Consider the following 15,688-nt stretch of genomic DNA (forward strand, 5'->3'; position numbering starts at 1 on the left):
CCAGATACAACAGTATAACCAAACCCTAGGAATGCTATATCAGCAGGGGCAATATGAGCAAGGGATTATCTTCGCTCAACAAACCTGTGATTTAGCCAAAAGTTACTCACTAACTAATGAGCCTATTTATGCTTATTCTTTGAATCTTTTAGCCATATTATATAAGTCAATGGGACGGTATGAGCAAGCTTTACCTCTCTCTCAACAAGTTCTCGAAATTGTTGGTAAAAGTTTAGGTACTGACCACCCTGAATATGCTAATTGTCTGAATAACTTAGCCCTATTATATGAGTCAATGGGACAGTATGAGCAAGCTTTACCTCTCTCTCAACAAGCTCTCAAAATTATTGGTAAAAGTTTAGGTACTGACCACCCTGACTATGCTACTTGTCTGAATAACTTATCCGTATTACATAAGTCAATGGGACAGTATGAGCAAGCTTTACCTCTCTATCAACAAGCTCTCGCAATTCGTGGTAAAAGTTTAGGTACTGACCACCCCGACTATGCTGATTCTCTGAATAATTTAGCCGTATTATATGGGTCAATGGGACAGTATGAGCAAGCTTTACCTCTCTCTCTACAAGCTCTCGCAATTCGTGGTAAAAGTTTAGGTACTGACCACCCCGACTATGCTGATTCTCTGAATAATTTAGCCGTATTATATGGGTCAATGGGACAGTATGAGCAAGCTTTACCTCTCTCTCTACAAGCTCTCGAAATTCGTAGTAAAATTCTAGGTACTGACCATCCTGACTATGCTGGTTCTCTGAATAATTTAGGCGGATTATATCGGTCAATGGGACAGTATGAGCAAGCTTTACCTCTCTCTCTACAAGCTCTCGAAATTCGTGGTAAAAGTTTAGGTACTGACCACCCTGGCTATGCCACTTCTCTGAATAACTTAGCCGCATTATATCGGTCAATGGGACGGTATGAGCAAGCTTTACCTCTCTTTCAACAAGCTCTCGAAATTCATGGTAAAAGTTTAGGTACTGATCACCCTAACTATGCTCTTTTTCTCAATAATTTAGCCCTTTTATACACAGCAACCAACCGCCCAGAAGAAGCACTAAAATTAATGCAAGAAGCGGCAGATATTGATTTAAAAACTATCTCGACCATCTTTAGCATTAGCACCGATAAGCAACGCATCAACTATCTTGCCGAAAACTACCATATAGTAGAAACATTTCTCTCCCTTGTTTTCCAACACTTTCCTAATAGCCCCGAAGCGGTACAATCTGCCTATAACCTCATCTTAAGACGAAAAGCGATCGCAACCGAAACCGCCATCCAGCAAAAAATCGCCCTATTATCCCAACAATACGCCCATCTTGCCCCCAAACTCCAACAATGGCAACAAATCAGACAACAACTCGCCAAACGCTGTTTTGATATACCCACCCCCGAACAACTTCCCTACTACCAACAAGAAATTAAATCCCTCGAACAACAAGCAGAAAACCTCGAACGAGAATTAAATATCCCCGAACTTAACCTCGAAAAAGAACTGCAAAACGCTGATTTTCGTACCATCGCCTTAGAATTACCTCAAGGAACTACTCTAATTGAATTTTTCAGGTTTAATAACTACAATTTTCCAGCAATTCCCGCCAACGGTGACGCTGCATCCTTTCCCCCTCGCTATCTTGCCTTTATCCTACCTGCCCAAGCCCCAGAACAGCTAACTATGATAGATTTAGGAGAAGCTGAACCCATAGACAAATTAGTGAAAGAGTTTCGGGAATCGGTAGAAAACCCACGAGGATTAAGTGTGGCCGTATTTAAGAAAAAAGAGGATATACTGTCAAAAATTGAACTAAGCCAGCTTATTTTTCAGAAAATCAAGCCTTATCTCACCCAAGAATTAATTATCTGTCCCGATGGCGAATTAAACTGCTTACCCTTTGAAATTTTACCCACCGATAAAGGCAGCTACTTAATGGATGAATATCGCTGCAACTTCTTAAATGTAGGACGAGATATCCTGCGCTTTAAAGCCAAAATTCCCGCAAAAGTCACCTATCCTCTCGTTATCGCTAACCCTGACTATAACTTAGCTAGTCCCGAAAACACGCCATCAACTGCTGAAAATGAGGAAAAATTCCCCTTTAAACCATCCTTACGCGATTTAGCCACCTCTAGACAAGGACAAATATTCAACTCCCTCCCCGGCGCCGAAATCGAAGGCGAAAAAATCGCTAAAATACTCAGAGTCAAACCCGTTACCGCCGCCAAAGCTTTAAAACCTCTTGTCTCCAAAGCCCAAAAAGCCCCGTATATTCTCCATATCGCTACTCATGGCTACTTTCTCGGCGATATAACCCCCGAACTGGACACAATTAACCAAAACTTCATGTTATCGAGTCTTTCCGCCTCAGAAAGATTCCAAGTCGGCACCAGGCAAAATCCCCTGTTGCGTTCAGGTTTAGCCTTTGCGGGGGTGAATACCATGTTAAACGGCGGTAAACTACCCGAAGAAGCCGAAGATGGCTTATTAACTTCCCTAGACGTGCAATCTATCAACTTAGCAGGGACAGAGTTAGTAGTAACATCCGCCTGTGAAACCGCCTTAGGACACCTCTACACAGGAGAAACCCTCATCGGTTTGCGTCGTTCCTTCATCCAAGCAGGAGCAAAAACCGTTATTATCAGCCTTTGGAAAGTGGAGGATGTGGCTACCACTATCTTAATGCAGTATTTCTATTATTATCTCCTGAAAGCCAAACTTAGCAAAGCAGAAGCTTTGAGAAAAGCCAAATCTAGCCTCCAGCGTCTCACCATCGCCAAAATGCGTTCCCAATGGCTAACGGAAGATGCCATCAAATCGGCAGAAAAACACAGTATAGGAATTGCTGCCCATTTGCGTGAATTAAGTCAAAAATCTGATTTAGAACGCCCTTATGAAGCTCCTAAGTATTGGGCTGCTTTTATTTGTTTAGGGAATCCAGCCGGTCTTCCGCTTTTACCATTTTGACAGGCGAGCAAGGAACAAAATCTGAAATGAGGAAACTACAATTTCAAGATATCCCTTTATTTTTAGATTAGCCGAACCTCCCCCCCTTGCCCCCCGACATCGGGGGGGGTTGGGGTAGGGTTGATTCAAGGTAGGGTTGATTCATGAATCAACCCTACCTTGAGGGGGAATCTGACAGTAGACCTCTTGCAAAAGTCTTAAGTCGATCCTTGTACAGCAACATTTTTGAAGATTATCAACTACTAATAAATAATTAACTGAAAGTCCCTCCCATTATTGTTTCTATCGTTTGTTTTCGGATTTATGCAAGAGGTCTAGTTAACACCTAACTACTTAGGGTTTGCGGCAAAAAGTTGGTTGGTGGGGTTAGGAGGCAGCAGTTTCAGGCTTTGTTGCCCTCCTTTTTTGTACTAGCATTTGTACTACAAAAAGGATAATGCCAAGTTTTTGAAGGTCCCAATCCTATTTTCGCAGCATGAACATCGGATTTTAACAGGTCAAAAGCCTTATTTTAAAAGGGTTTTACCATTATTCAGCCAGCCCTATTTAGATAATCAACAGCTTAACATTGCCGTCTTTTCACTGATTACTGATTACTGTTCACTGTTGACTGAAAAGCTAGATTATTCGACGACAATTCGCCATTCATGGAGTTCATATTCCACACAACCATTCTCGATTAAAGGATCGCGAACTATAATTGCTTGGGCCTCCTCAAGAGAATCGGCCTTAAATAATAACATTCCGCCGCCCTTTTCTGCCCAATAACCACTTTTTGCTGCTCGTCCTTGACTAATTAAATCACGCACATAGTCCTTATGGGCGCTGACATAGTGATCGAAGGTAGTTTTATCAACAATGCCTTTTTCTATCTTGACAAACCAGGGCATAAATTCTCAGTAGGCTAGGACGGATTAACAACCCTATAATTATACCGATTAATCTTGGCCGTCGAGGGTGCCATGCAACAGAACTAAGCTCTTCCTAATTTAAATTGCTTGTTGAGACGAGGCAAGGGGCAAGAGGCACTCACGCAACCCCCCCAACCCTAGTAGGGTTGATTCATGAATCAACCCTACCTTGAATCAACCCTACTAGCAGGGGGACGAGGGAGATTCGGCTAATCTAAGAATAAGCGGTTTAAATACGTCTTAGCTTATACAATTAGCTTAGAGTTGTGGAAGACTGCTAGAATCGAGGTGACAGCCTCATTTCTGTAGCTTTGCTTGTTTCCATGAATCAACCCCAGGGATCTCTATTTTTTATCGCGCTTTTGCCGCCGCCAGAAGTACAGGAAATTGCCACAAAAATCAAGTTAGAGTTTGCAGAAATTTACAATAGTCGCGCTGCCCTGAAATCGCCTCCCCACGTCACTCTCCAACCCCCTTTTCGGTGGAATTTAGGACAATTACCAGATTTAGAAAGATGTTTAGAGGAATTTGCCCGCTCGCACTCTCCTATTCCCCTGATTCTCCAGAATTTTGCCGCCTTTAAACCGCGAGTCATTTATATTAATGTCCAGAAAACCCCAGAATTATTAACCCTACAAAAACGGCTTTTGCAGCAGCTAGAATCTTCCTTGAATATCATCGATAACGTCTCAAAAAGCCGAGCTTTTTCGCCCCATTTAACCGTTGGCTTCCGAGATTTAACTAAAGATAATTTCTGGAAAGCTTGGTCAAAATATGCTAATCAAGAGCTATTTTTTGAGGTGATAATCGATCAAATTACCCTCCTAATTCATAACGGTAAGCACTGGGAAATTTATCGGGAATTTTCTCTATAATCCGGACCCTTGCAGGTTTCTATCTACAGAGGAGGGAGTTATAGTGGTAAAATAGGAGAGAGCAGTTTTTAAAGCTTCATTTCTGGCTTTTTTGCGAAATTTTAACCTATAGAGCGATTTTATGGCGACTCCGCCGCCCTGAAACCTATGTTACTCAAAAATCCCCCGAAAATCTCCCCCAATCTGATCAAACAGCTAGAAGCGATCCTTGGCAAAGATGGAGTTATCCGTCGCAAAGATGAATTATTAACCTACGAGTGCGATGGTATCACAGGATACAGACAAAGACCCGCTCTTGTGGTACTGCCCCGCAGCACCGCAGAAATTGCGGCGGTGGTGAAACTCTGTCACGATAACGAGATTGCCTGGGTAGCGAGGGGTGCAGGAACGGGCTTATCGGGAGGGGCGTTACCCTTAGAAGAGGGGATTCTCATCGTCACGGCGCGGATGAATCAGATTCTCAGGGTTGATTTAGATAATCAAAGGGTGGTGGTGCAGCCCGGGGTGATTAATAATTGGGTGACACAAGCGGTAAGCGGGGCGGGATTTTATTACGCACCGGATCCCTCTAGTCAAATTATCTGCTCGATCGGTGGTAATGTGGCGGAAAATTCCGGCGGGGTTCACTGTTTAAAATACGGTGTCACTACCAATCACGTTATGGGCTTAAAAATCGTCCTTCCCGATGGTTCAATTATCGATGTGGGGGGAGCAGTACCGGAACAACCGGGCTACGATTTAACCGGTTTATTTGTGGGTTCCGAGGGAACTTTAGGCATTGCCACGGAAATCACCTTAAGAATCCTGAAAACTCCGGAATCTATCTGTGTTTTACTGGCCGATTTTACCAGTATCGAGGCGGCGGGCCAAGCGGTGGCGGATATTATTAAATCGGGAATGATTCCGGCGGGGATGGAGATTATGGATAATCTCAGTATTAACGCCGTGGAAGACGTGGTAGCTACCGGCTGTTATCCCCGGGATGCCGAGTCAGTTTTATTAGTGGAATTGGATGGTTTAGGGGTAGAAGTAGCCAGTAATAAACATCGGGTTGCCGAGATTTGCCGTCAAAATGGGGCGAGAAATATCACCACCGCTAATGATGCCGAAACCCGCTTGAAACTCTGGAAGGGCAGAAAAGCGGCTTTTGCGGCGGCGGGGAAAATTAGCCCTAATTATTTTGTGCAAGATGGGGTGATTCCCCGCACTCAATTGGTGTCTGTTCTTCAGGAAATTAAGGCTTTAAGTGAAAAATACGGTTATAAAATCGCCAATGTTTTCCACGCTGGGGATGGCAATTTACACCCGTTGATTCTCTACGATAACAGGGTAGAAGGGGCCTGGGCAGAAGTGGAGGAATTAGGCGGTGAAATTCTCAAGCTTTGTGTGCGGGTTGGGGGCAGTTTATCGGGGGAACACGGTATCGGCATCGATAAAAATTGTTATATGCCCGCCATGTTCAACGAGATTGACTTAGAAACTATGGGCTATGTGCGGGATTGCTTTAATCCCAAAGGTTTGGCTAACCCGGGGAAATTATTCCCCACCCCGCGCAGCTGTGGGGAGGCCGCTAATGCCAAAATACAAGGGTTTGCGGGGGTGGATGTGTTTTAGGTTATCGGTAAGCAATAGATATACTGCAAAAATCAAAAATCGTTGTTAGGGTTAGGAGTCAGTAGCCAGTAGTCAGTAGTCAGGAGAATTAAGAATGAATAATAATCAATTAAATGGTCTATTTACAAATTTTATGCCATTTAATCCTTATTTTTGCTGTTTTTGAACCATGAAAAATTAATTAGGGTCTGCTGAAAAAGTTTTTCCTGGGGGTAGGAGTCGGTCGTCAGGCTTCGGCCGTGATCTCAGCGTTCGACAAAAGCTCACGCCGAAGTCCGAACGGAGTCAGTAGCCGGTCGTTTCAGGCTTTGTTGCCCTTGGTTTTTGTACCAAGCGATGTACTACAAGAAGGATAATGCAAGGTTTTTGAAAGTCCCAATCCTATTTTCTTGCACTAACATCGGACTTTAACAGGTCAAAAGCTTTATTTTAAAAGGGTTTTACCATTATTCAGCAAGCCCTAATTATGCAAGAGGTCTAAAGATTTTTCTGACTGATGACTGATGACTGATGACTGACTACTGATTACAGTCCATCTTCCGGTCCTAGGGGCAGATTGATATTAGAGGGGAAAACTGGGAGTTGTCTTTCCAGAAAACGCTGAGTGATTAATTCTCGGAAAATCTCTAGATCTTTTTGCCATTGTCCCAGATATTGTTTAAGCAGATTTAATCGATCGCTGCCCTCGGCCAGATTATAGTTAAAGTTGCCGGCAAATAATAGCGCCGCTAAGGTTTTACCATCGGGTAATTGCAATTTTGCCTCGTTAATCGCCACGGATAACTGAGAGGTTTCTAGCTGATAAAGTAGATTGATGCCGGCTTGTAGGGGTGCTGTACCGAAATTGTGCCAGGGACCGGGGGCCAGAAGAGTTTCGGTGATATATTTTTTAGCGGCATCGGGGCTACTAGGGAGAGGAACAATACTTTTCGGGGCGATACTCAGGGCTTGATATTCGGCTAAAGGGAGTTTATCTAGATATAAACAGACAATTTCCGGCAGTTTTAGGTTCAGGCTATCGGGGGATTTAATTATCTCCACAAAGGTAATTTTCCGGGGTTGGGCGACGATGCTGATACCATTTTGAAAATTAACCTGAGCGTAATTAGGATTGAGTACTGGCTGGCCGTTCAATTCCCAGTCGGGGGGAACTATTCCCGAATATTTGAGGAAATCAACCGTTAGCATGGCGGGATTGAGGCTTTTGGCGGTAATTGCGATGGCAAATTCTTGTATTTCCCGCAAACTAGCCAGAGCTTGATTGGAGTTATTGTCATTGGTGGCAGTCATCAATTTTCTCCTTGTATATTTAAGTTTTGTCTCTAGGGTTACAGTTAAATTATTCCGGGTCTCGGTGGCTTAGTCACTATCACTCGGACAAAGAACAAGAGAGCCATTCCAGATAAGTATTACTCAATTCTTTCACCGCTAATTCATAGAACCTCTGACCGTGTTCGGGAGTCGCTAAAGCAGGATTGGAACCCATACGACCATCGGGGTAATTTTGGCGAAAATTAGCCGCACCGTAAATACCATGACCAGAAGCCACTTTATCCGATAAAAAGGCTTTTTTACGGCTCTCAGGGTAAAGATACTGAGTTAAGGCCACTTCGCTCGGTGTAGCGTGGGAACCCTCTTGATCTCCATACAATTCTTTGGCTAAAAGATAAACTTCTCGCACCATAAACCAATTGGCCACTTGACATTTAACCTCGTTTGTGTTAGGCAAATTGAGGGCATCCAAATGATAATAGGTTTCCGCAAAAGCGGCTTTTAGGGTGGCAATATTGCCCCCGTGACCATTGATAAAGAAAAATTGACGAAAACCGGCTCTAGCTAAACAAGTCACATAGTCGAGGATGACTTGAATCAAAGTGCTAGGACGAAGACTAATTGTACCTGGAAAAGCCGTGTGATGTAGGGCCATACCGACATTTAAGGTCGGTGCTACCATTGCTCGTACCTGTTTCCCCACTCCTTTAGCGATCGCCTCCGCACATAGAGCATCTGTACCAATCAGTCCCGTCGGCCCGTGTTGTTCCGTGGAACCAATGGGAATAATAATTCCCTGAGATTGTTCTAGATAGGATTCCACCTCTAACCATGTAGATAACTGTAATAACATTCGGCTCTAGCCTTCCAAAACGAGTGCAGGTTGACAAATTGAGATAAAATTAGGACGAATAATCAAGTATTTTTATGTTAACCCTTGACAACCCCCCCTTGTCGGCGAGTGCGGATTTCGTTCCCAATCATCGGATTTTAATCGTTGAAGATGAAGAAGTGATTCGGGATATGATTATTTTGGCTTTGGAAGAAGAAGGTTACGAGGCTCTCGGTGTTAGTGATGGTCGCGTTGCCCTAGAATTACTGCAAAGTCAAGAATCTAATCACGGTGAGTCTCGTTTTGATTTGGTCGTTTTGGATTTAATGTTACCCCAAATCAACGGTCTTGATATCTGTCGTCTGTTGCGCTATCACGGCAATATTATCCCGATTTTAATTTTAAGTGCTAAGGCCAGCGAAACCGATCGAGTTTTGGGTTTAGAAGTAGGTGCCGATGATTATCTGACTAAACCCTTTAGTATGCGCGAATTAGTCGCTCGTTGTCGCGCTCTCATTCGTCGTCAAGGATTTACTTCCCTAGCTGCCGCTCCCGTGCGAAAATTCCGCGATGTTCTTCTCTATCCCCAGGAATGTCGGGTGACGGTGCGAGATGAAGAAATTAACCTTTCTCCTAAAGAATTCCGTCTCCTAGACCTATTTATGAGTTATCCGCGCCGAGTTTGGTCAAGAGAGCAATTAATTGAACAAATTTGGGGGCCAGATTTTTTAGGAGACACCAAAACCGTCGATGTTCACATTCGCTGGTTACGCGAAAAACTAGAAATCGATCCCAGTCAACCAGAATACCTGATTACTGTACGCGGTTTCGGTTATCGTTTTGGCTAGGTGAGCGATTATATTTTCAAGTTTAGCGATCGCCGCTCGCGCAGACAATGACTATTTTCGCTTTTATTTTGGGAGTAGTTTTAGGTTTGAGTATTTGTTACTGGCAAGTCTCACGCTTAAATAGAGAGTTAAAGCGAACCCTGAGCGCTCTCTCGGATTCGGCGGATTTGTCGGCTTCTTTTCCCGTTACCTCCCTAGTGCGTCGAGAATTACAGTTTCTCTCCCAAAGTCTGCAAGAGCGAGAAAAGAGCTTAGAAATTCAGAAATCCTTGCTAGAACGAGCGCCGATCGCCTATCTTCATATAGATGCCGATAATCAACTACTCTGGTGTAATCAACAGGCAATTACCCTCTTAAAACTCGATCGCTGGCAGCCAGATCAGGTACGTCTGCTGCTGGAATTAGTGCGCTCCTACGAATTAGATCAATTAATTCAAGAAACTCGTCAAAAACAGAGTCCACAGGTGCAAACTTGGACTTTTTACCCGACTAATTATCCTGTCACCCCTATTAGCGATCGCCAAGTGATTGCTCCTAAATCGATTGCCTTGAAGGGTTACGGTTATCCCTTGCCAGAAGGTCAAATCGCTGTATTTATCGAAAATAGACAGCCTTTAGTGGAATTATCGCAAAATCGCGAGCGAGCTTTCTCTGACTTAACTCACGAGTTACGCACTCCCTTAACCTCCATTTCTCTCCTTACCGAAGCTTTACAAAAACGCCTCCAAGCTCCCGAAAGACGCTGGTTAGAACAAATGGGGAAAGAAGTGGAGCGTTTGAGTCAATTAGTCTGCGATTGGCTAGAAATCAGTGAATTACAAGCGGATGCGGGGCGATCTTTACAATACCAGATAATTAATCTAGAGGAATTAATCAGCGCTGCTTGGCAGACTGTCACCCCAATAGCCGCCCAAAAACAGATTAGCTTAGATTATTCCTCTCCGGTGGATTGGACGGTAGAAGTTGATCGTTCTCGTCTGTTGCAAGTTTTCCTGAATCTCTTTGATAATGCCATTAAGTATAGTCCCGATCAGGGGAAAATACGCCTAGAAATTCGGGAAATATCCGATACTATCGGGGAAAAATGGCTGAAAATTGACGTTATCGACAACGGTAAAGGATTTAACGAAGCGGATCTCCCCTACGTTTTTGATCGCCTCTTTCGCGGTGATCCTTCCCGCACCCGTCAAAAACAAAGCACAAAGGATTACAGTACCGGTTTAGGTTTATCGATTGCCAAAGAGATTATTCAAGCCCATGGCGGTTCGATCGTCGCTCAAAATGATCCTAACACCGGCGGCGCTCGCCTACAAGTCACTCTCCCCCATCAAAAAAAGGAGGTGGGGTGATGGGTGTGGGGTGTGGGGAGAAAAAAAATCTGTCAAGTTCTCTGGACAACTGTACAAAATCGAAAATTTTCTTGTTATGACTGTAGAGAAAGAGTAGTTTTATGTTAAGCGAATCCGACCGTGAGCCTATCCAAAGAAACCAATCATCGCGATCGCACCTATTTCGCTCGTTCTCTCCAGCGATTGGAACAGGATGTGCTGAGAATGGGAACCTTGGTCGAAGAATCCTTTCGTCTTAGCCATCAATCCCTTTTTGCTAGGGATTTAGAAATGGCGAAAAAAATCGCCCCCCTTGACAAGGAAATCGATCGCTACTACCGTCAAATCGAGTTAGATTGTGCCACTCTCATGACTCTACAGGCTCCTGTAGCCCAAGATTTGCGGCTTTTAAGCGCTTTTATGCAATTAGTGCGCGATTTGGAACGGATCGGCGATTATGCCAAGGATTTAGCCGAAATAGCACTCAAGTTATTCGCCTATACTCCCCACGATTGTATGGGTGAGATCGAGGCTATGTCCCACCATGCCCAGTATATGTTAGCCACGAGCCTTGTTGCTCTGGCCGACCTCGATCAGGAAGCCGGTCCAAAGGTCAAAGAACTAGATAATACGGTCGATCAAGCCTATGACTATCTTTATCACACTCTCGCCCATCAAAGAGATATTAAGGGTGTGGTGGAACCAATCTTGCTGATGGCTTTACTAATCCGTCATCTGGAACGTATGGCCGATCACGCCACCAATATCGCCCAAAGGGTATCCTACATCGTTACTGGACAGAGAGGCTGAGGGTGTGGAAGTTCCTCAGATGATTTCTCTCGAACTCTGACCCTCGCTTTTAGCGTTTACGACTCAGGGGGTTAAAAATTTCACTTAACCCCTCTCCCAAGAGAGATAAACCCACCACCATCGTGGTCATCGCTAATCCGGGGAATAAAGTCGTCCACCAGATGCCTGTAGATAAATCCGCCAAAGCTTCCTTGAGATCATGACCCCATTCCGGCACTTCTTCCGGTAATCCTAAGCCTAAAAAGCCTAAACCGCCTAAAACAAGGATCGCATCCGCCGCGTTGAGGGTAAAAAGAACTGGGACACTCTGGACGACGTTAAAGAAAAGATATTTTGATAATATCCGGCTAGGACTGGCACCGATCGCTCGTGCCGCTTCGATAAATAACTCATTTTTGACGCTGGCGGTTTGATTTCTGACCACGCGAAAATATTGGGGAATATAGGCAATGCTAACAGCGATCGCTACATTGAGGATACCACGACCCAAAACGAAGGCCAGAGCCACCGATAATAATAACCCCGGCAAGGTGTAGAGAGTATCCATGAGAAAGAGGAGAACGCGATCGATCTTACCCCCCAAATAACCGCTAATTAGTCCTAAAGGAACCCCGATGACTAAAGATAATCCTGTGGCCAAAAATACCACAGACAAGGCCGCCCGGGCCCCGAATAGGGTACGGGAAAAGACATCATAACCGCGCACATTCGTCCCGAACCAATGCCTGGAACTGGGGGCTTGTAGGGGATAATTGCTTAAAATGTCGGTTGGATCCTGAATCAGTCCGATCGCTTGCAGAAGGGGCGAAAACAGGGCAATCAGGATAAAAATAATTGTCAATACCAACCCCACCCCTAGGAGCTTAGTGGTTAGGTTGGGTTTCAGAAAAGGATCGATCGGCAATTTAACAGGAGTCATCGACAAAATTTAGCCATTGCATAGAACGCTAATTGTAGAAGACAAGGCTAACCTGAGACAAGAGCAGTGTTTTTTTCAAACAGCTGGGGCCGAAACGACCATAAACCAGAGCAAGACTGCTAAAGCTAAAATAGTTAGTTTAATCAGGATGTAAAGCAGTCCGTTGGGATAAAGGAGATCGTGAAACATATTGCCTCCTCGGGAGAGAGCAGGGATTGTCTCTTTCTCATACTCTGATCCTAAGTCTTTTTCTGTTCACCTGACGCACAACTTAACAAAACGTGCGATTATAGGGAAAAAGATTTTTTTACTAGCTATGGCATTACTGACCACAGGAAAACCATTTATTCGCGATCTGGAACAATACGGCGCTTTAGGCGTTTACGCACCCTTAGAAGGGGGTTACGAGGGACGCTATCAAAGACGTTTACGGGCCACTGGTTACAATGTCCTGCATATCACCGCTAGAGGTCTAGGGGATTTAAGTGCCTATCTTACCGGCATTCATGGAGTCCGTCCCCCCCATTTAGGTAAAAAAAATATTGGTCGGGAAGCAGCCGTGGGACCAGTTTATTTTATTCCTCCCATTGCTACCTATCAATTGGAAAATTTACCTCCCAAATCTAAAGGTTTAGTGATTTGGATTATTGAAAGTTTTGTTTTATCCTCGGAAGAAAAACAATACTTAATTAATCTTAGTCAACAGGAACCCCGGTTAAAATTTGTCCTCGAATTGGGTGGGGAAAGATATTTCCGTTGGCAACCTTTGAGCAAATCTTTAATCGCTGCCTAGAATTACCGAAATAACAGGGTTATTTAAATATCTCCTCCTCAAACCCTCTCCCTGGAGAGGGAAACTTCATTTCTTGAGAGTTTGTTTTTCCTCCCTCACCTTTTAGTAGCTATTCATTTTGAGAACTGATAAGCTGTTCGTAATTTAAATTGCTTGTTGAGACGAGGCAAAAGGCAAGAGTCAAAAGGCAACAGTAAAGGGATTGGGGAAGGTTGGGCTAATCTAAGAATAAGCGTTTAAAATGCGTCTTAGCTTATTATCTCAAGATATAGCTAGAATCCCGTAGATTGCCAGCGCTGAAAGCGCCAAGGTTTTAACCAATAGGCTTTTATCTGTCTATTTCCTTCTTTCCAAGTGCATTGAATCTGAGAATTAGCAGGATTCGCACCACATTGGGGCTGAAGATTCAAAATACTGGAGATTTCGCTAGGATTAATCTCAGGATCGGAACCAAAACTTTTTTCGACAATTCTTCTCTGCACTGCCACCTTATTAGTGGGAGTCAGATAGATATAATTAGACTGGGTAAGCAAAATCGAAGATAATAGAGTTTCAAACATTGTGATTAATCGCAACCTCAGAGATAAAACCAATAGACATCTCCAAAATTTATAACCGACATTCCGCACATCTTCACATACTTTTATATATTTTTACATTCCCCAAGATGTTTTATTGTTCTTCGATTCCCCAGTGCGGTTACTCAGGGCTAACACTCCGAGCTTAATCGGTACAAAAGAACTGATAATTGCTGCTGGCAAACCTGGCTGAAAACTGTCTTAATTTTGCGAGTTGGCCTAGGTGAATTTGCCATAATATGGGATATCGTTGCCGCAAAAAACCTAGGAGTTAAATCGTGACAGTTAGAGTTCGTATTGCCCCCAGTCCCACGGGAAATTTACACATTGGAACAGCGCGCACAGCCGTGTTTAACTGGCTTTTTGCCCATCATCACCGGGGGAAATTTATCTTGCGCGTGGAAGATACCGATTTAGAACGTTCTCGACCAGAATATACGGAAAATATTCAAGCGGGCCTACAATGGTTAGGACTGAATTGGGATGAAGGTCCTTTTTTTCAAACTCAACGCCTTAATTATTATCGTCAAGCTATTCAAACCCTGCTCGATCGAGGTTTAGCCTATCGTTGTTATTGTACCCCGGAAGAATTGGAAAAAATGCGGGAAGAACAAAAAGCCCGCAATCTTGCCCCCCGTTACGATAATCGTCATCGTTATCTCACCCCCGAACAACAAGCTCAATTCGAGCAAGGGGGGAGAAAAGCAGTAATTCGTTTTATTATTGACGATGATCGAGAAATTATTTGGCAGGATTTAATCCGGGAAAAAGTTATCTGGAAAGGTAGTGATTTAGGTGGCGATATGGTGATCGCTCGTACCTCGGAAAATGGGGAGGAAAACTTCGGTCAGCCTCTCTATAATTTAGCGGTAGTTGTTGATGATATCGATATGGAAATTACCCATGTTATTCGTGGGGAAGATCACATCGCTAATACGGCTAAACAAATTCTTTTATACGAAGCTTTGGGGGCAAAAGTGCCGGAGTTTGCCCACAGTCCTTTGATCTTAAATCAGGAGGGTCGCAAGTTATCTAAACGGGATGGAGTCACTTCGATCGATGATTTCCGAAAACTGGGTTTTCTGCCGCAAGCTTTGGTTAATTACATGACTCTCCTCGGTTGGACTCCTCCCGATTCCACCGAAGAAATTTTTACCCTTGAAGCGGCCGCTGAAGTGTTTAGTTTAGAACGGGTAAATAAAGCGGGGGCAAAATTTGACTGGACTAAATTGGATTGGATTAATAGTCAATATCTTCATCGTTTAACCGGTGAGGAATTAGTGCCTTTACTTCTCCCCTACTGGCAAGAAGCGGGGTATAATTTTGCTGCTGAAACCGATCGAGCTTGGTTGATCGGTTTGGCTACTCTCATCGGTCCGAGTTTAACTCGTTTAAGCGATGCTGTCGCTGAAAGTCGTTTACTTTTAACCCCTCTGGCTAATTATAATCAGGAGGCTTTAAGTCAATTACAATTAGAGGGAGTTAAGGATATTATCAAGGATATTCTCGCCGCTATTAGTCCCGATTTGACTGGAGAAGTTGCTAAGGGAATTGTTGAGACAACAACTAAAGCCCATCGGGTGAAAAAAGGTCTAGTGATGAAGTCTCTACGCGCCGCTTTGATGGGGGAGTTACATGGTCCGGATTTAATGCAGTCTTGGCTACTTCTCAATCAAAAAGGTTGGGATATATCCCGTCTTCAGCAAGCAGTAAATAGTTAAATTGATTGGCTATCAGTTATCAGAAAATTTCTCGTATATTAGGGTTGACAAATGCCCTAGAATTGCTATATAATTTATAGTATAATGGGAATCCGTGTCGCCCTGCATACCCTGCTCGTGATCGATTGACCAGTATTAAAGTTAAAAACCCGGAGGTGGGTCAAACTTTCTGCTAGGGGGACTGAGGGGATGGGGGCGGATTTTTCG

Annotated in this window: 13 protein-coding genes; 8 read left to right on the forward strand and 5 right to left on the reverse strand. The window is 43.9% G+C overall.

The features are described 5' to 3' along the window. The first annotated feature begins 31 nt into the window (after positions 1-31). Positions 32-2,980 (forward strand): CHAT domain-containing tetratricopeptide repeat protein, encoded by a 2,949-nt coding sequence (locus H6F92_RS23715; protein ID WP_190359734.1) that lies wholly within the window; start codon positions 32-34, stop codon positions 2,978-2,980. A 623-nt stretch (positions 2,981-3,603) separates the two neighbouring features. On the opposite strand, the gene H6F92_RS23720 is transcribed toward H6F92_RS23715, so the two are convergent. Beyond that, positions 3,604-3,870, reverse strand: a complete 267-nt coding sequence (locus H6F92_RS23720) for a YciI family protein (RefSeq protein ID WP_190359735.1) — start codon at positions 3,868-3,870, stop codon at positions 3,604-3,606. A 344-nt stretch (positions 3,871-4,214) separates the two neighbouring features. Here H6F92_RS23720 and H6F92_RS23725 point away from each other — a divergent pair, with 344 nt between their 5' ends. Together H6F92_RS23725 and glcD are read left to right on the forward strand one after the other, a co-directional pair. Beyond that, positions 4,215-4,766 (forward strand): 2'-5' RNA ligase family protein, encoded by a 552-nt coding sequence (locus H6F92_RS23725; protein ID WP_190359736.1) that lies wholly within the window; start codon positions 4,215-4,217, stop codon positions 4,764-4,766. Between the two features lie 147 nt (positions 4,767-4,913). After that, the gene (gene glcD, locus H6F92_RS23730) at positions 4,914-6,380 is read left to right on the forward strand and encodes a glycolate oxidase subunit GlcD (RefSeq protein WP_130756697.1); all 1,467 of its coding nucleotides are present in this window, start codon (positions 4,914-4,916) and stop codon (positions 6,378-6,380) included. A gap of 525 nt (positions 6,381-6,905) precedes the next feature. Here the strand turns inward: glcD and H6F92_RS23735 are convergent. Both H6F92_RS23735 and H6F92_RS23740 read right to left on the reverse strand, forming a co-directional pair. Continuing rightward, a complete protein-coding gene (locus tag H6F92_RS23735) occupies positions 6,906-7,670 on the reverse strand; it encodes a hypothetical protein (RefSeq protein ID WP_190359737.1) in 765 nt (254 codons plus the stop codon). Between the two features lie 79 nt (positions 7,671-7,749). Next, positions 7,750-8,505, reverse strand: a complete 756-nt coding sequence (locus H6F92_RS23740) for a creatininase family protein (protein WP_190359738.1) — start codon at positions 8,503-8,505, stop codon at positions 7,750-7,752. Between the two features lie 74 nt (positions 8,506-8,579). Between H6F92_RS23740 and H6F92_RS23745 the strand changes: the two genes are divergently transcribed. The 3 genes from H6F92_RS23745 to phoU all read left to right on the forward strand — a co-directional run bounded on the left by H6F92_RS23745 (position 8,580) and on the right by phoU (position 11,470). Further along, the gene (locus H6F92_RS23745) at positions 8,580-9,332 is read left to right on the forward strand and encodes a response regulator transcription factor (protein ID WP_002796025.1); all 753 of its coding nucleotides are present in this window, start codon (positions 8,580-8,582) and stop codon (positions 9,330-9,332) included. Between the two features lie 47 nt (positions 9,333-9,379). Beyond that, entirely contained in the window at positions 9,380-10,681 is a 1,302-nt protein-coding gene (locus H6F92_RS23750) for a sensor histidine kinase (RefSeq protein WP_190359739.1), read from the forward strand. Between the two features lie 120 nt (positions 10,682-10,801). Further along, positions 10,802-11,470, forward strand: a complete 669-nt coding sequence (gene phoU, locus H6F92_RS23755) for a phosphate signaling complex protein PhoU (protein WP_190359740.1) — start codon at positions 10,802-10,804, stop codon at positions 11,468-11,470. 49 nt (positions 11,471-11,519) lie between these two features. Here phoU and H6F92_RS23760 read toward each other — a convergent pair whose 3' ends face one another. After that, a complete protein-coding gene (locus tag H6F92_RS23760) occupies positions 11,520-12,389 on the reverse strand; it encodes an ABC transporter permease (RefSeq protein WP_190359741.1) in 870 nt (289 codons plus the stop codon). Positions 12,390-12,705: 316 nt separating this feature from the next. Between H6F92_RS23760 and ndhN the strand changes: the two genes are divergently transcribed. Then, positions 12,706-13,182 carry an NAD(P)H-quinone oxidoreductase subunit N gene (ndhN, locus tag H6F92_RS23770; protein WP_002747620.1) on the forward strand — a complete coding sequence of 159 codons (477 nt, stop codon included), beginning with the start codon at positions 12,706-12,708 and terminating at the stop codon, positions 13,180-13,182. Between the two features lie 272 nt (positions 13,183-13,454). Here ndhN and H6F92_RS23775 read toward each other — a convergent pair whose 3' ends face one another. Then, entirely contained in the window at positions 13,455-13,742 is a 288-nt protein-coding gene (locus H6F92_RS23775; RefSeq protein ID WP_190359742.1) for a hypothetical protein, read from the reverse strand. A gap of 296 nt (positions 13,743-14,038) precedes the next feature. Between H6F92_RS23775 and gltX the strand changes: the two genes are divergently transcribed. Beyond that, on the forward strand, positions 14,039-15,481 hold the full coding sequence (gene gltX, locus H6F92_RS23780) for a glutamate--tRNA ligase (RefSeq protein ID WP_190359743.1): 1,443 nt from the start codon (positions 14,039-14,041) through the stop codon (positions 15,479-15,481). Positions 15,482-15,688 lie beyond the last annotated feature (207 nt).

Origin of the sequence: Microcystis wesenbergii FACHB-1317 (assembly GCF_014696875.1) — a bacterium.
Taxonomy (GTDB): Bacteria; Cyanobacteriota; Cyanobacteriia; order Cyanobacteriales; family Microcystaceae; genus Microcystis; species Microcystis wesenbergii_A.